The 19,305-nt window shown below is 72.4% G+C and carries 15 protein-coding genes and 4 pseudogenes; 12 read left to right on the top strand and 7 right to left on the bottom strand.

Annotated features, from left to right (window positions below):
* Nucleotides 1-11 precede the first annotated feature (11 nt).
* The 6 genes from OJ254_RS26235 (at nucleotide 12) to OJ254_RS26210 (ending at nucleotide 5,804) form a co-directional block, all read left to right on the top strand.
* On the top strand, nucleotides 12-776 hold the full coding sequence (locus OJ254_RS26235; RefSeq protein ID WP_265364339.1) for a hypothetical protein: 765 nt from the start codon (nucleotides 12-14) through the stop codon (nucleotides 774-776).
* Nucleotides 773-1,276 (top strand): hypothetical protein, encoded by a 504-nt coding sequence (locus OJ254_RS26230; protein WP_265364338.1) that lies wholly within the window; start codon nucleotides 773-775, stop codon nucleotides 1,274-1,276. The genes OJ254_RS26235 and OJ254_RS26230 overlap by 4 nt, the downstream gene beginning before the upstream one ends.
* A 1,096-nt stretch (nucleotides 1,277-2,372) precedes the next feature.
* Entirely contained in the window at nucleotides 2,373-3,173 is an 801-nt protein-coding gene (locus OJ254_RS26225; protein ID WP_265364337.1) for a hypothetical protein, read from the top strand.
* 64 nt (nucleotides 3,174-3,237) lie between these two features.
* Nucleotides 3,238-4,413, top strand: coding sequence for a M12 family metallopeptidase (locus OJ254_RS26220; protein ID WP_265364336.1), 1,176 nt, complete (start codon nucleotides 3,238-3,240; stop codon nucleotides 4,411-4,413).
* A 49-nt stretch (nucleotides 4,414-4,462) separates the two neighbouring features.
* Entirely contained in the window at nucleotides 4,463-5,212 is a 750-nt protein-coding gene (locus OJ254_RS26215; protein WP_265364335.1) for an MvdC/MvdD family ATP grasp protein, read from the top strand.
* 250 nt (nucleotides 5,213-5,462) lie between these two features.
* Nucleotides 5,463-5,804 (top strand): YbaY family lipoprotein, encoded by a 342-nt coding sequence (locus OJ254_RS26210; protein ID WP_265364334.1) that lies wholly within the window; start codon nucleotides 5,463-5,465, stop codon nucleotides 5,802-5,804.
* A 46-nt stretch (nucleotides 5,805-5,850) separates the two neighbouring features.
* On the opposite strand, the gene OJ254_RS26205 is transcribed toward OJ254_RS26210, so the two are convergent.
* The 5 genes from OJ254_RS26205 to OJ254_RS26185 all read right to left on the bottom strand — a co-directional run bounded on the left by OJ254_RS26205 (nucleotide 5,851) and on the right by OJ254_RS26185 (nucleotide 10,054).
* Entirely contained in the window at nucleotides 5,851-6,648 is a 798-nt protein-coding gene (locus tag OJ254_RS26205; protein ID WP_265364333.1) for a xanthine dehydrogenase family protein molybdopterin-binding subunit, read from the bottom strand.
* Complete coding sequence (locus OJ254_RS26200; protein ID WP_265364332.1) at nucleotides 6,648-8,090, bottom strand: xanthine dehydrogenase family protein molybdopterin-binding subunit; 1,443 nt, start codon at nucleotides 8,088-8,090, stop codon at nucleotides 6,648-6,650. Before OJ254_RS26200 ends, OJ254_RS26205 begins: the two co-directional genes overlap by 1 nt.
* Nucleotides 8,087-9,082, bottom strand: a complete 996-nt coding sequence (locus tag OJ254_RS26195; protein ID WP_265364331.1) for an FAD binding domain-containing protein — start codon at nucleotides 9,080-9,082, stop codon at nucleotides 8,087-8,089. Before OJ254_RS26195 ends, OJ254_RS26200 begins: the two co-directional genes overlap by 4 nt.
* A gap of 11 nt (nucleotides 9,083-9,093) precedes the next feature.
* Nucleotides 9,094-9,621 carry a (2Fe-2S)-binding protein gene (locus OJ254_RS26190; protein WP_423835963.1) on the bottom strand — a complete coding sequence of 176 codons (528 nt, stop codon included), beginning with the start codon at nucleotides 9,619-9,621 and terminating at the stop codon, nucleotides 9,094-9,096.
* Between the two features lie 85 nt (nucleotides 9,622-9,706).
* Complete coding sequence (locus OJ254_RS26185) at nucleotides 9,707-10,054, bottom strand: hypothetical protein (RefSeq protein WP_265364330.1); 348 nt, start codon at nucleotides 10,052-10,054, stop codon at nucleotides 9,707-9,709.
* A 417-nt stretch (nucleotides 10,055-10,471) separates the two neighbouring features.
* On the opposite strand from OJ254_RS26185, the gene OJ254_RS26180 reads away from it, so the two are divergent.
* The 3 genes from OJ254_RS26180 (at nucleotide 10,472) to OJ254_RS26170 (ending at nucleotide 13,666) form a co-directional block, all read left to right on the top strand.
* Nucleotides 10,472-11,062, top strand: coding sequence for a hypothetical protein (locus tag OJ254_RS26180; RefSeq protein ID WP_265364329.1), 591 nt, complete (start codon nucleotides 10,472-10,474; stop codon nucleotides 11,060-11,062).
* A 351-nt stretch (nucleotides 11,063-11,413) separates the two neighbouring features.
* A complete protein-coding gene (locus tag OJ254_RS26175; protein WP_265364328.1) occupies nucleotides 11,414-12,385 on the top strand; it encodes a tetratricopeptide repeat protein in 972 nt (323 codons plus the stop codon).
* 159 nt (nucleotides 12,386-12,544) lie between these two features.
* Nucleotides 12,545-13,666 (top strand): baeRF2 domain-containing protein, encoded by a 1,122-nt coding sequence (locus tag OJ254_RS26170; RefSeq protein ID WP_265364327.1) that lies wholly within the window; start codon nucleotides 12,545-12,547, stop codon nucleotides 13,664-13,666.
* Nucleotides 13,667-13,677: 11 nt separating this feature from the next.
* Here OJ254_RS26170 and OJ254_RS26165 read toward each other — a convergent pair.
* Nucleotides 13,678-14,063, bottom strand: a pseudogene (locus tag OJ254_RS26165) (DUF2267 domain-containing protein).
* A gap of 217 nt (nucleotides 14,064-14,280) precedes the next feature.
* On the opposite strand from OJ254_RS26165, the pseudogene OJ254_RS26160 reads away from it, so the two are divergent.
* Nucleotides 14,281-14,823, top strand: a pseudogene (locus OJ254_RS26160) (GPP34 family phosphoprotein); the annotation flags it as partial.
* Nucleotides 14,824-14,929: 106 nt separating this feature from the next.
* On the opposite strand, the gene OJ254_RS26155 reads toward OJ254_RS26160, so the two are convergent.
* Complete coding sequence (locus OJ254_RS26155; protein ID WP_265364326.1) at nucleotides 14,930-15,688, bottom strand: dienelactone hydrolase family protein; 759 nt, start codon at nucleotides 15,686-15,688, stop codon at nucleotides 14,930-14,932.
* Nucleotides 15,689-16,151: 463 nt separating this feature from the next.
* Between OJ254_RS26155 and OJ254_RS26150 the strand changes: the two are divergent.
* Both OJ254_RS26150 and OJ254_RS26140 read left to right on the top strand, forming a co-directional pair.
* A pseudogene (locus OJ254_RS26150) lies at nucleotides 16,152-17,533 on the top strand (family 2B encapsulin nanocompartment shell protein).
* A 307-nt stretch (nucleotides 17,534-17,840) separates the two neighbouring features.
* Nucleotides 17,841-19,126, top strand: a pseudogene (locus OJ254_RS26140) (SufS family cysteine desulfurase).
* The last annotated feature ends 179 nt before the right edge of the window (nucleotides 19,127-19,305 follow it).

Here is a 19,305-nt window from a genome sequence, read left to right as displayed (position 1 = left end):
AGGAGAGAACGATGTCACCGATCAAACCACCCGAAGCACAGGACGGACCCAGCGGCTTCGATCCGGGACAGGAGGATCCGCCGATCAGGTTCGGGGTGTGGGGGGACAGCGCGGTCGGAGCGGGAGTCGTCGGCAGCAGTGGACAAGCGGGGGGCAGTGGCCCCAGCGGCACCACACCTGGCGGGGCGGGCACGCTCGGCATCAACAACGAGAGCCAGGGCATCGGAGTGCTGGGCAGGGCCGACAAGAGCACCGGGACCGCCGTGCTCGGCACCAGCAGCCAGGGCACCGGCGTCGCCGGCCTCACCAAGGGAGTGAACCCGGCGGTCGCCGGAACGGCGTCGCAGGGCCCCGGCGTTGCGGGCACGAGCGAGCAGGGTGCCGGAGTCGTCGGCGTCAGCAAGGACGGCACCGGTGTGTCCGGCACCAGTACGGCGGGGGCAGGCCTCTCGGGGACCGGCGAGACGGGGGCGGGCGTCGTCGCCGACTGCAAGAGCGGCACGGGAATCAAGGCCACCAGCGCCACGGGGACCGCGGTGAGTGCCGACTGCTTCGACGGCACCGGCATCCGCGGCCATGCGGGTCACAGCGAGAACAGCGGCTTCGGGTTCGGCTTCAGCGCGAACGGTGGTCCGGGGGTCATGGGCACCAGCTTCCACGGCTCCGGCGTCTTCGGGTTCAGCGAAGACAGCGACGGGTGTCGGCGGAGGGCCTCGTGGGGCTCTCCGCCTCCGGCCGGCCGATCGCCGGCAGATTCAGCGGCGACGTCCACGTGACCGGAACCCTGACCCAAGGCGCCGCGGATGTCCGCATCGACCACCCCCTCGACCCCGAGAACCACTTCCTGGCCCACGCGTCCGTGGCCTCGCCGGAGATGAAGAACGTCTACGACGGCACCGCCACCCTGGACTCCGAAGGCACGGCCACGGTCCAACTTCCCGACTACTTCGAGGCGTTGAACGAAGAATTCCAGTACCAGCTCACCCCGCTCGGTGACCCGGCGCCCGAACTGCACATCAGCAGTCCGGTTGCCGAGAACCGCTTCGCGATCGCCGGCGGCCGGCCCCAACAACGCGTCTGCTGGCAGATCACCGGTGCCCGGCGGGATGCCTGGGCCCGCGCGAACCCGTTCCGCGCGGAGGCGAAGAAGGCTCCGGAGGAGTGCGGGTACTACCTCCACCCGGAGGCCCACGGACAGCGTTCCGAGCGAGCGATCGCACGCCTTCACCACCCGGAGGTCGTGACCCGCCGGTGGAACGGAAAGGGGCGCGGCTGACAAGCCCGGGCCCCGCCGGCCGTGGAGCACCCACCCGTACCGAGAGAAGAGAACAACCATGCCCGTCCAACCACCTGAAGCGCAGGGCGTGCCCAGCGGGTTCGACCCGGGGCAACAGGACCCATCGATCAATTTCGGGGTCTGGGGGACAACGATGTCGGGCCGGGTGTCGTCGGAAGCAGCGGACTGCCCGCCACCTCGGCCCCCGACGGGTCGCTGGAGCCGGGGGCAGGCGTCCTCGGTGTCAACGGCGCGGTTCACGGCATCGGCGTACACGGCAGCTGTCACCAGGGGGTGGGTGTCTCCGGCCGGGGCGGCGGCGACCACGCCGGAGTCGAGGGAAAGGCCATCGGCGGGCCGGGCGTGTCCGGCACGAGTGCCCAGGGACCGGGCGTCGAGGGCCGGGCGACTGCTGGGCCTGGGGTTTCGGGTACCAGCAGTCAGGGCCCCGGGCTGTCGGGTAGGGGTGGTGCCTCCGCCCGGGAGTGGCAGGCACCGGGGGCGCCGGGCCAGGGGTGTTGGGTACGAGTGCGCAGAGCCCGGGTGTGTCGGGTGCCTGCACTGGAGGCGACGCGGGCGTCAGGGGGTCGGGAACTGCTGGCCCGGGAGTGTCCGGTACGAGCGCGCAGAGTCCGGGAGTGTCCGGCACGAGTGCGCAGGGACCGGGCGTCGAGGGGCAGGCGACTGCTGGGCCTGGGGTCTCGGGTATCAGCAGTCAGGGCCCCGGGCTGTCGGGTAGGGGTGGTGCCTCCGCCCCGGGAGTGGCAGGCACCGGGGGCGCCGGGCCAGGGGTGTTGGGTACGAGTGCGCAGAGCCCGGGTGTGTCGGGTGCCTGCACTGGAGGCGACGCGGGCGTCAGGGGGTCGGGAACTGCTGGCCCGGGAGTGTCCGGTACGAGCGCGCAGAGTCCGGGAGTGTCCGGCACGAGTGCCCAGGGACCGGGCGTCCAGGGCCGGGCGACCACCGGGCCCGGGTATCGGGTGCCAGCAGCCAGGGCCCCGGGCTGGCGGGTACGGGTGGTGCCACCACCCCGGGAGTGGCAGGCGCCGGGGCTGCCGGACCGGGGGTGTCCGGAACGAGTGCGCAGAGTCCGGGAGTGCTCGGCACGAGTGCCCAGGGGCCGGGCGTCGAGGGCCGGGCGGCCAACGGCCCCGGGGTCTCGGGCACGAACGACGGCGGAGTCGGGGTATCCGGCGACGGAGTAGTCGGGGTATCCGGTACGAGCGCGGGCGGCACGGGGGTACGCGGAGCCATCTCCAGCACCGGCGTCGGTGTCGAGGGGACCAGCGCGAACGGCACGGGTGTGGTCACGCACGGCGGTGGCTCGTTCGGCATCGGCATCCTCGCGGATGGAACCGCGGCGGCCGTCGTGGCCAATTCTCCGGGCATGGCCGGGATATTCACCGGCAACGTCGACGTACGGGGCACGCTGACGAAAACCGACAACCGATTCAAGATCGATCACCCGGCTGATCCGGAGAACCGCTATCTGGCGCATTCCACCGTGGAATCACCGGAGATGAAGAATTTCTACGACGGTGTGGTCTCCCTCGACGAAAACGGTGGGGCAACGGTCGAGTTGCCGGACTGGTTCGAGCCCCTGAACGAGACGTACCGGTACCAGCTCACACCCATAGGGGCGCCCGCGCCGAACCTGCATGTCAGCCGCAAACTCGCCGACCGGCACTTCACCATCGCCGGCGGTGCGCCGCGGGCGGAAGTGTGCTGGCAGATCACCGGCGTGCGCCACGACGCCTGGGCGCGTACCCACCCTTTGGTCGTGGAGGAGAACAAGAAACCGGAGGAGCGCGGTTACTACCTGCACCCGGAGGTGCAGGGGCAGCCCGCCGAGCGGAGTCTCGGCGTCCTGCAGCACAAGAAATTCGCGAGGCCTTGAGCGGCCGGCGCGCGGTGCGACATCCCGCACGACGGCGCTCCCAACATCCCTACCGAGGTGAACCATGAATGCCAACCCGTCCGAGGCCAACCGCCGGACGAAGAAAGCCACCGCACGGAAGACCACCCCCGCCCGTAAGACGGCCACGACCGGGGCACGGCGCGCCAACGACAGCCAGGGGAGTGGCTGCGGCGAATTCCGGTCCGGTCCGATCGCCGGGACCGCGCTGCTGAACGGAGTGACGTTCCGCGGCAAGGGCGTGCAGTACGCCGATGTGGACGGTATGGCGGTGGTCGAGGGCGACATCGTCCTCGGCACCGTGGAAGAGGTGGAGAAAGCCGCAGCCGCGGGCGGTCATGAACTGATGTTCCGGTCGATCGGCATCACCGGGCAGCAATTCCGTTGGCCGAACGCGACCGTCCCGTTCGAGATCGACCCCGCCCTGCCCAACACGGACCGGGTCTTCGATGCGCTCGCCCACTGGCGAACGCACACCCGGATCCGTTTCGAGTCCCGGGTCCCCGACAATGAGGCACAGTTCCCCGACTTCGTGCGGTTCGTGCCGGGCGACGGGTGCTCCTCCCAGGTCGGCCGCCAGGGCGGCATGCAGCGCATCACGCTGGGCGACGGCTGCAGCACCGGCAATGCCATCCACGAGATCGGTCACACCGTGGGGCTCTGGCACGAGCAAAGCCGGGAGGACCGCGACCAGTTCATCGCCATCGATTTCTCCAACATCGCGCCGGAACAGCAGCACAACTTCCTGCAGCAGATTTCCGACGGCGACGACATCGGTCCGTACGACTACGGGTCGATCATGCACTACCCCGCCAACGCCTTTGCGATCGACGCCAACCGGCCGACCATCACCGCGAAGCAGTCGCTGCCTCCCGGTGTGGTGATGGGGCAGCGGGCGGGGTTGTCACAAGGCGATCTCGCCGGTGTCCAGGCGCTGTACCCGCACGCTCCCGTCACGGCCAAGGAGATCGGCAAGGACCCCCTCACCGACTTCACGCTCAAGGAGCAGGCGAAGGACCCGGTGAACGACACCCCCAAACATCCGCATCAGGAGCTGATGAGCCCGGCCGCGGCCCCTTCGTGCTCGCCACGCCGCATCAGTCGCCCGCGCTGGCCGGGCAGCCTGACGGGCTGGCCGAGCAAGTACGCCAGCTCGCCCAGCTGCTCGGCTCCCTCCAGCATGATCTCGCCGCCGTTGCCGCCAGTCACCAGAGCCTGGTGACCCAGCTGGGCCCGCTGTTCGGCAGCGGTGAAAGCGCCGGGCAGCTGCGATGATCCTCGTCATCTCCTACGACGAGGACCACACGCTGGACGTCATCGGCCGGCTGGAGGCCGCCGGACGGGAGGTGGCCAGGATCGACCTGGCGGACTTTCCCGCCCACGGAGTGATCAACTTCGACTCCTCGGACGGCAACCAGCCGGTCTGCACCCTGACCACGCCCACGGCGGAAGCCTCGTTGGCGGGGTGTCGCGTCGCGTGGTGGCGAAGGGTGCGTCCCTTCACCGTCGATCCGACGCTGTGCACGGCCCGGGACCAGGGATTCGCGGCGAGCGAGACCAGCCAGGCGCTGTACGGCATGTTCCACGCGCTCGACTGCACCTGGATCAATCCGCCGTCGCTCGACGCCGTCGCCCACCACAAGCCGTACCAGTGGGCGGTGGCGCGCCGGGTGGGCCTCGTGCTGCCGCGCACCCTGGTCACCAACCAGCCGGAGCGGGCGCGCCGGTTCATCGAGGACGTCGGCGTCGGACGCACGGTCTTCAAATCCTTCCTCGCCCATGCGGAGGCGTGGCGGGAGACCAGGCTCGTGCGGCCGCAGGACCTGGCGCACCTCGACGCGGTCCGCTACGCCCCGGTGATCTTCCAGGAGTTCGTACCCGGCGCCGATCTACGGGTGACGGTGGTGGGGGAGCGCGTCTTCGCCGCCGAGATCGACGCCTCGGCGACCCGCTACCCCGTCGACATGAGGACGGTGGTCGACGAGGCCCGGGTACGGCCGGTGACCCTCCGCCGGCCCTGACCGACACGCTGCTCCGCTTCCTGCGCCGGCTCGGACTGGTCTACGGCGCCGTCGATCTGCGCCGGCGCCCGGACGGGAGTTATGTCTTCTTCGAGGTCAACCCGGCCGGGCAGTGGCTGTTCGTGGAGCACCGGACCGGTCTGCCGATCAGCGCGGAGATCGCCGGGCTCCTGGCCCGGACCGACGCCCGCGGCGAGGCACCCGGTCGGGAGCGAGCGGTGGCGTCGCGGCCTCTGGTCGGGAGGACGGCATGAACGGCACCGTGCGGGGTCTCGTGGCGCTGCCCGCCGATACGCCGGTCACCCGGGCCGCCAGGGTCCTGGTGGAGGTCCGCGACGTATCCCTCGCCGATGCCCCCTCCACCGTGGTGGCCGCCCAGGTCCAGACGGACGTCCCCCTCGCCCCGCACGGCCGGGTGCCCTTCCGGGTGGACGTGCCCGATCTCGATCCGAAGGGCGCCTATGGACTCCGCGTCCACGTCGACGTCTCCGGAAGCGGGTCGTTGGAGGTCGGAGACCTGATCACCACTCAGGCCACCGTCGTCCGGCCGAGGTCCGACGAGGAACTGATGGCACCGGTGACCACGGTCTGACGTCACCGCTCACCGTGGGCTCATACCCTGGACTCACACCCTGGGCTCACAGCAGATCTTCGATCGTCACCGGCAGCTTCCGCACCCGCCGGCCCGTCGCGTGGTGGAGGGCGTTGGCGATGGCGGCCGCGGCACCGACCTGGCCGATCTCGCCGACGCCCTTGACGCCGAGCGGGTTGACGATGTCGTCGGTGACGTCGACGAGTTCGACCTCGACGTCGGGGGCGTCGGCGTTGACCGGGACGAGGTAGTCGCCCAGGCTGGAGGCGACCCAGCGACCGCGGCGGGGGTCCATGTAGTTGGCTTCCAGGAGGGCCTGGCCGAGGCCCCAGAGCATGCCGCCCATCAGCTGGCTGCGGGCCGTCTTGGGGTTGAGGACGCGGCCGGGGGCGAAGGCGCCGACCATGCGGCGGACCCGGACGACGCCGAGTTCGGGGTCGACGGCGACCTCGGCGAACTGGGCGCCGAAGGTCATCATCCCGTAGTGGTGGGACTCCGGGGACGGGGACCAGGAGCCGGCGGCCTCGACGTCCGGCAGGAAGTTGCGGTGCAGCAGGTCGCCGTAGGTCTCGCCGGTCGCGGGCGCGTCGCGCAGCATCATCCGGCCGTCCCGTACGGTGACCGCCGCCGGATCGGCGCCGTGCAGCGGGGACTGGGAGTCGGCGACGGCCTGCGCCACCAACTGGTCGCGGAGGCGGGCGGCGGCGGTGTGGACTGCGGCGCTGATCATCCCCGCGCCCGCGGAGCCGACCGCGGCGGCGATGCCCGGCAGCGCCGTGTCACCGCCCTCGAAGCGGCAGCGCTCCCACGGGAGCCCGAGGGCATCGGCGGCCACCTGGGTCATCACCGTGGCCACCCGGTACCGAAGTCGGGGGTCGCGGCCTGCACGACGGCCGTACCGTCGGCGTACAACCGGGCCCGGGCCCGCTGCGGGTTGTTCGGGCCGTAGACGGGATAGCCGGCGGCGGCCATGCCGTAGCCGATCAGCCAGTCGCCGTCGCGGTGCGCGCGCGGCTCGGGGCGGCGCCGGTGCCAGCCGAAGCGTTCCGCGCCGCGTGCGTAGCACTCCTTGAGTCCCGTGCTGGACCAGGGGTTTCCGGTGGTCGGGTCGGTGTCGGAGTAGTTGCGCAGGCGCAGTTCGACGGGGTCGATGCCCAGTTGGTGGGCGAGGTCGTCCATCGTGCATTCGAGGGCGAACATGCCGGACGCCTCACCGGGCGCCCGCATGAAGGTCGGCGTCATGGTGTTGGCGCGGAACAGCCGGTAGACGCCCTCGTAGTGGGCGCAGGCGTAGAGCTGCGAGGCGACGCCCAGCGAGGGCTCGGCCCAGTCGTCGAACGGCGAGGTGGGGGAGAGCTTGTGGTGCCGCAGCGCGACGAGCCGGCCCTCCTTGTCCGCGCCCAGCTCGATCCGCTGCTCCTGCTCCTCCCGGTGGCCGACCGAGGTGAACATCTGCTCACGGGTCAGCGACAGCTTGACGGGACGTCCGACGTGCCGGGCGGCGAGCGCGGCCAGCGCGGGGTGCGCCCAGATCATCGCCTTGCAGCCGAAACTGCCGCCGACGAAGTGGGAGAGCACGCGCACCTTCGAGGGGGACAGGCCGAGCAGCGCCGCCACCGTCAGCTGGGTGGCCGCCACCCCCTGCGTGGCGTCGTACAGGGTCAGCTGGTCGCCGTCCCAGGCGGCGGTGGTGGCCGCCGGCTCGATGGGGTTGTGGTTGTTCGCGGCGTAGCTGTACGTGGCGTCGATCCGCACGTCCGCCGCCGCCAGTCCGGCCTCGACATCGCCGCGCACGCTCCGGCCCGGGACGAAACCGCCGAAGATCGCGTCCGGCACGTAGGCGTCGTCCCGCCCCTGGGCGACGGTGGTGACCGAGGGCGTCTCCTGGTACGTGACGCGGACCAGCGCGGCCGCGTGCTGGGCGCGCTCCAGGGTGTCGGCGACCACCACGGCGACCGGTTGCCCGCTGTAGTGGACCACCTCGTCCTGGAGCGGGAAGAAGGTCTGCCCGGGCGCGGGCATACCGGCGAGCGAGGGCAGCAGCGGGGGCTGCGTGGCGATCCCGGGCAGGTTCTCGTGCGTGAGGATCGCGAGCACCCCGCCGGCCTGCCGGGCCTCGTCGGTGTCGATGCCGGTGACCCGGCCGCTCGGCACCCGCGCGCCGACCAGGACGGCGTGGGCACGATCGGCCGGGAGGACGTCCGCGGAGTAGTGCGCGCCGCCGGTGACCTTGTGGCGGCCGTCGACCCGGTCGACGGGGCGGCCGACGGCCGGAGCGGTGGTCATGACGCGTGCTCCGTGCCGGTGAGGGTCGCCAGCGCGCGGACCATGGTCCGCTGGGCCAGCTCGGCCTTGAAGGCGTTGAGCGGCGTGGTGCGGGCGGCGGCCAGCTCCTCGCGGGCGGCCCGCCGGAAGGCCTCGGTGTCGGCGGGCGCGCCGCGCAGCAGCTCCTCCGCGCGGCGGGCCCGCCAGGGCTTCGTGGCCACCCCGCCCAGTGCCAGCCGTACGTCGCGGATCACCCCGTCCGCCAGGTCCACCGCGGCCGCCACGGACGCCAGCGCGAACTCGTACGACTCCCGATCACGCACCTTCAGGTAGCGCGAGGACCGGGCCATGGCCAGACCGGGCACCTCGATGCCCACCACCAGCTCACCGTGCTCCAGCGGATGCTCCAGATGCGGTGTGGCACCCGGCAGCAGGAAGAAGTCGTCCAGGGCGTGCACCTGCCGGCCGTGCGGCCCCTCGGTGTGGATGCGGGCGTCCAGGGCCACCAGCGGTACGGCGACGTCCGACGGGTGGGTGGCGATGCAGTGCTCGCTGACGCCGAGGACGGCATGGCCGCGGTTGAACCCGTCCAGGGCACTGCAGCCGCTGCCCGGATCGCGCTTGTTGCACGGCGACGACGCGTCGCGGAAGTAGCCGCAGCGCACCCGCTGCATCATGTTGCCGCCCATGCTGGCCATGTGCCGGAGCTGGGCGGACGCCCCGAGCACCAGCGCCTCGGCCACCATCGGGAAGCGCTCCCGTACGGCGGGGGCCTCGGCCACCTCGCTCATACGGGCCAGCGCACCGATGTACAGGCCGCCGTCGGGCCGGTCCTCGATCCGGGTGAGCGGCAGGTCGTTGATGTCCACGAGCCGGCGCGGCAGCAGGACGTGTCGCCGCAGCAGATCGACCTCGGTGGTGCCGCCGGCCAGGAAGTCGCTGGTGGGGTCGGCGGCGACGGCGGCGACCGCGTCGGCGACGGCCGTGGCGCGGGAGTAGCTGATGGGCCGCACGGCGGATCTCCTCAGGCTCGGTCACGGACCGAGCGGATGGCGGCCCGGATGTGGGGGTAGGCGGCGCAGCGGCAGATGTTGCCGCTCATCCACTCGGCGATCTCGCGGTCGTCCGAGGCGTGGCCCTCCTTCAGCAGCGCCACCGCGGACATGATCTGGCCCGGGGTGCAGTAGCCGCACTGGAACGCGTCCTGCTCGATGAACGCGCTCTGCATGGCGTGCAGCTCATCGCCCTCGGCCAGGCCCTCGATGGTGGTGACCTCGCGCCCCTCGCAGGTGATCGCCAGGGTCAGGCAGGCCAGCACCCGGCGCCCGTCGACCCAGACCGTGCAGGCTCCGCAGGTGCCCTGGTCACAGCCCTTCTTCGAGCCCGTCAGGTCCAGGCGTTCGCGCAGCGCGTCCAGAAGGCTGACGCGCGGCTCGACGTCCACCACACGGTCGGCGCCGTTCACCGTCAGCGTGATCCTCACCGGCTCGGGGCCGCGCTCCGGCAGTACGGCTCTCGCGGGCGCCCGGGACGGGATGTCCGGAGCAGACACGGGCGGACCTCCTCTGGCTGGAGTTCTCATCGTGTTTCATCGCCGCCCGCCCCGCGACCCGGCGGGGCGGGCGGCGCTCAGTGGGTCAACACGTTCGCGGCGATGATGAACAGCCCGAGCAGCGCGTCCACGCCCCCGACCCGGCACGACGCCGGCCAGCTCCGCCCCGCCGCCCGGGCCCCCACACGCCCCAGCCGAACAGCGCCGCCGTGTTGAACGTCAGCGCCACGTCGATCGCGCCCTCCTCGCCCCACCACTCCAGGTAGGAGCCGAACAGCGCGGCGACCGTCGGCAGGGTCGCGACCACCAGCGGCCACTCGGCGAGCATCGACCGCACCGCGCTCGTGGTGACCGGAGCCGCGTCGGCCGTACGGTGGGCGATGGCGTGCGCGTAACCGTGGGCCGCGGCCGACGCGACGGCGGTCACCAGCACCCACGCCGCGTCGTACCCGGGTCCAGGGGCCCGTGCTCGCCGCCGAGGGCGGCCGCCAGCGCACTGGCGAGGACCGAGCCGTAGACCCCGCCGAACAGGAGCCGCTGCAACGGCCCCCGCGGCGGGGAGGAGTGGTGGACCGGCTGGCCTTGTCGCTCACGTTGCCACCTCGCGGGACGGACGGGCACGCTGCTGCCACGGTCCCAGGAGATGTCACCGCACGCGACGCGGGACGAGCGGCCCGGACACCGCCGGGGCACGGGCGACGGCCGGCGCCGGTCGCCGGAAAACCCGCCTGGGCGAGGGGCGGTCGGCTAGAAAAGGGACCGTGAACCAGTCATCCAACGACCTGAGCGGCACCGTCACCGGCCCGGTCGTGCAGGCCGGCCACGTGGGGAGCTGCACCTCACGCCCTCGGTGCCCACCGCACTGGCCGGGCTGCCCCCGGCGCCGCCGGAGTTCACCGGCAGACAGGAGGCGCTGCGCACCCTGACCGCCGCGCTGCGCCCCGGCTGTCCGGCGGCGCGGGGCGTGCCGGCGTCGTCGGCCGCGACCCCACCGCTGGTCGTGTCCGCGCTGGTGGGCACCGCAGGCGTCGGCAAGACCGCACTCGTCCTGCGCGCCGCGCACGACGCCGTGGCGGCGGGCTGGTTCCCCGGCGGGGTGCTCTTCATCAACCTCCAGGGCTACGACGAGCACCGCTACGTCCGGCCGGACATCGCGATCTCCGTCTTCCTCAGCGCGCTCGGCGTCCCCGACGAACTCTTCCCGCCCACCTTCGAGGGCCGGCTGTCGCTGTACCGCTCGAAGCTGGCCGAACGCGCCGCCCGGCACGGCGCCGCGCTCGTCGTGCTCGACAACGCCTCCTCGACGGACCAGGTCGGCCCGCTGCTGCCCGGCTCCCCGGCCCACCGGGTCGTCGTCACCAGCCGCCGCACCCTCGGGACCTCCCCGGCTCCCGGATCCTCGACCTCGGCGTCCTGGCACCGGCCGAGGCCGCCGCCCTGATCAGCCGCACGCTCCGGATACGCCGCCCCGACGACACCCGCGCCCTCGACGAGCCCGGGCCGTACAAGACCTCACCGCACTCTGCGGCCACCTCCCCCTCGCGCTCGCCGTCGTGGCCTCGATACTGGCCGGCGACCCGGACCAGTCCGTCGGCGAACTCACCGCGGCCCTGCGCGACCGCGCCACCCGCCTGGAGGAGCTGTCCTACGGCGACCGCCGTTCGGTGACCGCCGCCTTCGACCTGTCGTACGCCCGGCTCGCCGCCGACGAGGCCCGGATGTTCCGGCTGCTGTCGCTCAACCCGGGTCAGCAGGTGAGCGTCGAGGCGGCCGCCGCGCTGGCCGGGAGCCCGTGCCCCGGGCCAGGAAACTGCTGCGCGCGCTGCGTGACGTCCACATGGTCGAGCCCGGCAAACCCCGCGGCTGGGTCCGCTTCCACGACCTGCTGCGGCTGTTCGCCGAGCGGCGCCGCCACGAGGAGGAGGACGCGGCGGGCGTCGAGGACGCCGTCGACCGGCTGCTGGCCCACTACCGCGATGCCGCCCGGGACGCCACCGGGCGCATCGTGGCGGCGGCCCGCGCGCGCCGGCGGGACGACGCCGCGGAGGACTGGCTCGACACCGAGCGCCTGAACCTGCGGTCGGCCCTCCATCTGGCGCAGCGGCACGGCCGGCCCGCCGTGGTACTGCCGCTGGCGCACGACGTCAGCTGGTTCCTCCGCCGCCAGCGGGACTGGGACGCCGGCCTGGAAGTGTGCGACATGGCCGTGGAGTTCGCGCACACCGTCGCGGACCCCGCCCAGCAGGCCCTGGCCCTGTACGACAAGGGCGACTTCCTCAAGCACAAGCAGGACTTCGACCGGGCGCTGCCCCTCTTCGCCGAGGCACTCGACCGCTACCGGGCGTTCGGCGACCGTACCGGCGAGGCCCGTACGCTGCACAGCATGGGCACGGCCGCCCGCCGCCTCGGCCGGTACGCGGAAGCGGACGGCCATTACGCCGCGGCCTTACCGCTCTTCCGGGCGCTCGACGACCACCAGGCCACCGCCCACACCCTCTTCAACCTGGCGTTCACGGCCCGCCTGCGGGGCAGCCGGGTGGCGGCCCACGACCACTACCGGTCGGCACTCGACCTCTACCACCGGCTCGGCAACACGGTCGGCCGGGCCCGCACCCTGCAGCACCTCGGCCACCTCGCGACGGCCGCCAACCGGCCGGCCGAGGCCCGCAGTTACTGGGAAGGCGCGCGGACGGCGTACGAGGAGGCCGAACTCCCGTTGGCCGCGGAGGAGGTCACGGAGCTGCTGGCCGGGCTGCCGGCGTGAACGGTGCGGGGTGACGGCGTGCGGACGGCGGCCTACGGTCCGCGGCCGGGCCCCGACGACCGGTAGCGGCGGCCCGTACCGCACCGCCAGCGGACGCGCCGTACGCCTCCCGGGCGCATCATGGGCCCAGGAATGGTTCCGTTCCCGGCGGGAGTGGCGATGCGACTTTCTTTCCTCGAACCGCTCTACAAGGAAGCCGGCCCGTTCGCCTCGGTGTACCTCGACACCTCGCGCGACAGCGCCATCGAGGACCCGGACTCCGCCATCGCGCTGCGCTGGCGGCACCTGCGCGACGACCTGCTCGCCGAAGGGGCGGACCCGGAGTCCATCGCCGCTGTGGCGGGCACCGTCGGCGACGACGTCCGGGTGCCCGGCCGGCACGGGCAGGCCCTGTTCACCGCGCACGGAAAGCTCGTCCTCCAGGACGAACTGCCCCGCCCGCCGGCACAGGACACGGCCCATTTCGGCGCCCTGCCCGACACCCTGCCGCTGATCGCCCAGCACGCGCCCGAGATCGCCTATCTGGCAGTACGTGTCCACTACACGGGCCGTCACTCCACCGACGCCGAGGGCACCGTCCGCATCGACACCGAGGCCGGGACCTGGCCCCTGACCAAGGTGACGCCCGGGGACCGGCTCCACATGGAGGTCCCGGTGGCCGAGTGGCAGCACCTCGCCGAGCGGCTCGGCCGGCAGCTGGAGACGCAGGCCCGCCGGCGCGGCTCCGAGACGCTGCTGCTCGCCGGTGACACCTGGGCCCGCGGCATCCTGGCCCGCCGGCTCCCCGCCTATCTGCGCGGCCGGCTCGCCACCGCCGAGGGCGGCGGCCAGCCGGAACCGGGACGGGCACTGCTGGAGAGCCAGCTCGACCGGCTCTTCAGCGGGCGCATGGCCGCCCACGACCGCACCCTCCTGGAGACCTTCCTGGCCCGGCGGGCCCACGACGGGGCCTGTGCCGAAGGGCTCGCGGCCACGGTCTCGGCGCTGCAGCGCGGCCAGGTCAGCGCGCTCTTCCTCAACAACCACCCGGAGTCGCCGCTGCGCCTGTGGGTGGGCCCGGAGCCCGGCCAGCTCGCCCTCAGGGAACGCGACCTGCGGGTCTACGGCGTGGCGACCGTACGCGAGGAGCGCGCCGACGCCGCGCTCACCCGCGCCCTGGTGGGCACCGGCGCGGAACTCGTCCTCGTCCCCGAGCAGCAGCTGAGGCTGCGCGAGGGGGTCGGCGTGCTGCTGCGCTACGCCGATGCCGTGCGCTACGGCGACGAGGCGCAGGCGGCCTGAGGCACGGCCGGTCAGTCGGCGAGCCCCGGCTTGCCGAAGAAGACGGCGTAGCCCGAGGGCAACTGGCTGAGGACCTGGTTCAGCTCCCCGCCGGACACGGCCTCGGCGACGGTGGAGAGCACGGCGCAGGCGTCCCACTCGGCCGTACGGGTCCGGCGCCGGTGCGTTCGGCGATCCGGCGCAGGAATTCCTCCCGGCCGTAGCTCTCGGGCTGCCCGTCGGGACGCAACGCATCGTCCAGCGGCGCCGGCAGCTGCGAAGCCAGGTCCGTGACCTCGCCGGGGGTGATCCGCCCGGCCAGCACCCGCAGCACGGCCCCGGTGACCCGCTCGGCCTCCGCCCCGCTTCTGTACTCGCCGCGCTCACGCACCTTCGCCAGGAACTCATCGCTCTTCATCAGTGCCACACCTCATCTCTCACGGGGGCGTCCGGGGTCTCCCGGCCTCTTGGACGTCCGGGGTACCCGGGGTCTCGGAGGCGTCTTCCCGGCACGGGTTCCCGATGTGGCGCGGGGATATCGCGCGCGGCCCGGGGCAATTACGGACCACCGGGTCGGTGTGGGATGCAGCCGGGCCGTCCACTCCGTAAGCTCGAAACAGACGTGGGGAGCCGTCATGACCACACCGCGGGACCTGCTGATCGTGGCCCTGGGCGAGGCGTCGCCTCCCGAGCAGGGCGACCTGTCGCTCGCGCTCGCCGGGGCCGAGCTGATCGACCTGCTGCGGGCCCAGGCCGCCGCGCTGGACGGCGAGCGGATCGTTCCCGGTTACCGGCCGAGCGCGGCCGATCGCCTGTTGGACGAGGCGGCGGGAGCGCTCGTCCAGCAGGAGCCGTACGAGTCGGTCGAGGACTGGCTGTGGCGCAGGGGCCGCGGGCTGTACACGGCGTACCTGTCCGCCCTGGAAGCGGGCGGCGAGCTCACCCGTGAACGCCGGGGCCACTGGAGGCCGTTCCGGGCCGGTGAGTTGGTGCTGGCCGAGTCGCCCGCGCGCCGTGCGGCGGCGGACCGCTGGGCGGCGGACGAACCCGTCCTCGCCGCCCTCGCGGCGAATCTCGGGATCGGCGGTGAGCCGGCCGAAGACCCCCGGGCCGGGGGTCTCAAGGACGACGGGCCGCCGGCGGACGAGTCGGTGGAGACGGTGCTCGCCGCCGTCCATGACGCGCTGAGCGAGCTGGGGTACCAGCGGCAGCGGCGCGCCATCGACAAGGCCGCGTTCGACAACATCTGGCGGGGCGGCGGGGTTGACGCCCGGGCGGGCCGGCTCAGCCCAGCGTGCGCCCGAACAGCTCCAGCAGATTGCGCCAGTGCCGGTTGTCCGCCGCGCCGTTGTAGACGGCGGTGTCGGTCTGGGTGTAGCCGTGCTGGGCGCCTTCGTACACCTCGCTGCGGTAGCGCACGCCCGCGGTGTCCAGCGCCTGCTCCAGGGCCTTGATCGCCTCGGCCGGCAGCGACGAGTCCTGATCGGCGTGCCCGAAGTACACCTCCGCCGTGATGCGGTCGACGATGCGGTGCGGGCTGTCCTCGGCGTCCGTGGTCAGATGGCCGGCGTGGAAGGAGGCCACCGCCGCGATGCGGTCGGGGTGGGCCGCGGCGGTGCGGAGCGCGAGGACGCCGCCCAGGCAGTAACCGGTGGTGCCCACCGGCCCGTCGGCGACCAGCGGCGAGGCGGCCAGCCAGTCGAGGTACGCGCCGGCGTCCCGCACGGCCCGCTCAGGGGTGAGCTCCCGGATGATCGGGAAGAGCTGCTCGAAGATCTCGGGCCGCTCGGCGGGGTTGATGAAGTCGGGGAGTTCCACCACGGGTGCCCGCCCGGTGCGGTACAGGACGTTGGGCACCAGCACCGTGTAGCCGTGTCCGGCCAGGCGCCTGGCCATCGCCTCCAACGAGGCGCGCAGCCCGAAGGCGTCCATGTACAGCAGGACCCCCGGATGTGCACGGCCGTCGTCGGGGTGGGCGAGATAGGCGTCCACGACGCCGTCCTGCGTGGGAATGTCCAGGGTCGTGCCGTGCACGGTGGTCATGTCCGTACCTTTCATCGGGTGGCAGGTTCCTACAACGTCGGGCAGCCCCTGATCCATTCCGCGGCGCAACACGCCGCACTGCGGTGCGACACCGTGCCGGGACACCGGTCGGCGTCATGAACCAGCGCCATAAGCCGCCCTTTAGGAAACGCCAAGCTGTGTTATGAGGGGAAATCAGGCCGTATGCGCAACGCCGGGTTGTGCCTGGTGGGGCGTTCGAGAGTGCCTGAACGGGTGACGCCGCGGCCCTTCGGGAATTCCCCTCGTGGTCGTGGCGATCTGACGGCCCGTAGTCGTACGTCCATGCGGAAGGGAGACGTGAGAACGGGGCGCAATTCCGGCCGGGGGCCGACGAACGGTTGGTTGCGGGTGGGCGACGCCCGCCCGGACGATCGGGCTGTTCCCGCATGTCGTCCGGCCGTGCGCCGGCCGTCCGGCATGCCTGTGTGCGAGGAGGGGTCCCGTGAACGATCAGTTGAGCCTCAGCCCGGATGCCGCACGGCAGCTCGCGACAACCACCAAGACCACCCCGCAGATGCGCGGCATCACCCCGCGCTATCTGCTGCGTGCACTGCCCTGGGTCGACGTCGAAGCGGGCGTGTTCCGCGTCAACCGGCGGCGTACCTACGTCCTCGGCGACGACCGCATCAGCACGCACAACGACGGCGGTTCGCCCCGTGTCATCCCGGGCGACCTGCGGGAACTGCCGTACCTCCGGGAGGCGGACGACGACCTGCTGACCGAACTGGCCGGCGCCTTCACGGAAGTGCCCTTCGAGGCCGGGCAGATGCTGGCCCAGGACGGTGAGGCGCACGACCAGTTGTGGGTGATCGCCCAGGGCCGTGCCGAGAAGCGGGTCAGCGGCCGCTACGGCGAGGACGCGGTGCTCGAAGTGATCGGCGACGGCCAGTTCTTCGACCTCGACTCCTGGACCCGCGGCGCGCCCATGCCGTACCGCGTCCGGGCGCTCACCCCCGGCGTGGCCCTGTGCCTCAACCGCAGCGCGCTCGCCGGACTGTGCGACCGCGACGCGACGGTGCGCGGAGCGCTGGACGCCTACCTCTCGACGGACGGCGTGCTGCCCGGCGCCGAGGTGCCGGTCGACCTCAGCTCCGGCCACGTCGGCGAACCCGACCTCCCGGGAACCTTCGTCGACTACGAGGACACGCCCCGCGAGTACCACATGAGCCTCGCGCAGACCGTCCTCCGCGTCCACACCAGGGTCTCCGACCTCTACAACGGGCCCATCGACCAGATCCGCGCCCAGTCCAACCTCACCGTGCACGCCCTGCGCGAGCGGCAGGAGGCCTCGCTGCTCAACCACCCGGAGTTCGGGCTCTTCAACAACGTGGCGCCCGGGCAGCGGGTGCAGGCACGCACCGGCTCACCGACCCCCGACGACCTGGACGAGCTGCTGACCCGGGTCTGGAAGCAGCCCGGCTACTTCCTCGCCCACCCCAGGGCCATCGCCGCGTTCGGCCGGGAATGTACGCGCCGGGGTGTGCCCCCGATCATCGACACCCGGTTCGGCAGCCCGCTGCTGACCTGGCGCGGCGTCCCGCTGCTGCCGTCCGACAAGGTGCGGTTCTCCGGCGGCGCGGGCATCGGCACGACCGAGATCCTGCTGATGCGGGTGGGCGAGGCCGAGCAGGGGTGGTGGGCCTGCGCCCCGCCAAGATCGAGGACGAGGTGGAACCCGGCCTGTCGATGCGGAACATGGGCGTCGACCAGAAGGGCATCACGTCGTACCTGATGACGGCGTACTTCAACACCGCGGTACTGGTGGAGGACGCGCTCGCCGTCCTCCAGAACGTCGAGGTCGCCAACTACCATGACTACTCCTGACGTCCTCCGGGGCGCCTGGCCGAGCGCCCCGGCTGCGACCACGACACCGGTCCCGACACCGGTCACGGGGCCGGCCACGGAACCGGTCCCGACACCGGTCACGGAATCGGTCGAGGGCTCGGCGGCAGGCCCGGTGGCGGGCTGGGGAACGGCCCCCGTTGCGGCCCCGGTCACGGGTTCCGTTCCAGGCTCTGTACCGAGCTCCGTACCGAGCTCCGTACCGAGCTCCGTGCCAAGCTCCGTGCCGAGCTCTGTGCCGGGTGCCGCCCCGCATCCCGTCCCGGGGCCCGTCACGGATCCTGCCGGTATGCAGCCCTCCGCCGATGTCCCTGCCCCGCCCTCCGCCGCCACCGTCCTCCCCGGCCAACCGGCCGGATTCTCACCGGAGTTGGCCCGACGGGACATCCCGATCCTGCACCGGACGGTGAACGGGCACCCCCTCGTGTGGCTGGACAACGGAGCCACCACCCAGAAGCCGCGCCAGGTGATCGAGGCACTGGCCGGCTTCTACGGGTCCGCCAACTCCAACATCCACCGCGGCGCGCACACCATGGCCCGGGAGGCCACCGAGGCGTACGAGGCGGGCCGGGCAGCTGTGGCCCAGTTCCTGGGCGCGCCGTCACCGGACGACATCGTCTTCGTACGCGGCACCACCGAGGCGATCAACCTCGTCGCCCAGAGCTGGGCCGGGCCAACCTCGGTCCCGGGGACGACATCCTGGTCTCTACACTGGAGCACCACTCGAACATCGTGCCCTGGCAGCTGATCGCCAAGGAGACCCGGGCCCGGGTGGTACCCGTACCGCTGCAACCGGACGGGCAGGTCGACCTCGACGCCTACGCCGATCTGCTCTCCATGCGCACCCAGCTCGTCGCGCTCAGCCAGGTCTCGAACGTGCTCGGCACCGTCGTGCCGGTACGGGAGATGACCGCGCTGGCGCACCGGTACGGCGCGAAGGTGCTGGTGGACGGGGCGCAGGCGGTGGCGCACTTCCCCGTCGACGTCACGGACCTGGACGCCGACTTCTACGCGTTCTCGGGCCACAAGCTGTTCGCCCCCACGGGCATCGGCGCCCTGTACGCGAAGCCGGACGTCCTGGAGAAGATGCCGCCGTGGCAGGGCGGCGGGAACATGATCGAGTCCGTCGACTTCACCCGCACCACCTATGCGCCGGTGCCGCACCGCATGGAGGCCGGCACCGGGCACATCTCCGGAGTGGTCGGTCTGCTGTCCGCGCTGAACTGGCTGACCTCCTTCGACCGGAACGCCGTCGCCGCCTATGAGACGGCGCTGACGACCCATGCCCAACAGGCCCTGTCCACGGTGCCGGGTCTGGAACTGCTGGGTTCCGCACCCGGCCGGGTCGGCGTCCTGACCTTCACCCTCGCCGGCCAGGACCCGTCACAGATCGCCGACTGGCTGGACCGCGACGGCATCGCCATCCGCGCCGGCCACCACTGCGCCCAACCGGCCCTGGCCCACTACGGGTTGACGAGCGCCGCGCGTGCCTCACTGGCGCTCTACAACACCCCGGAGGAGGTGGACAAGCTGGTGGCCTCCCTGCAACAACTGCAAGGGCAACAGGGCGCTTGACGGAGCGTCCGTGAGCCGCCGCTGACTCCTCCCCGCCCGTCGCGTCCCGTCGTCGCCGTCCGCATCACCGGTGGCGACGACGGGGCGCGTCACCCGCGCGACGACAAGCGACACGTCGTCGTGACGCTGACCCGACACTCTCCGCGGGGGCGGGGCGGGGCGGGACAGGGGGCGGGGGC

The sequence above is a fragment of the Streptomyces endophytica genome (genome assembly GCF_026153355.1).
Taxonomy (GTDB): Bacteria; Actinomycetota; Actinomycetes; order Streptomycetales; family Streptomycetaceae; genus Streptomyces; species Streptomyces endophytica.
This window is presented reverse-complemented; position numbering and strand designations above follow the sequence as displayed.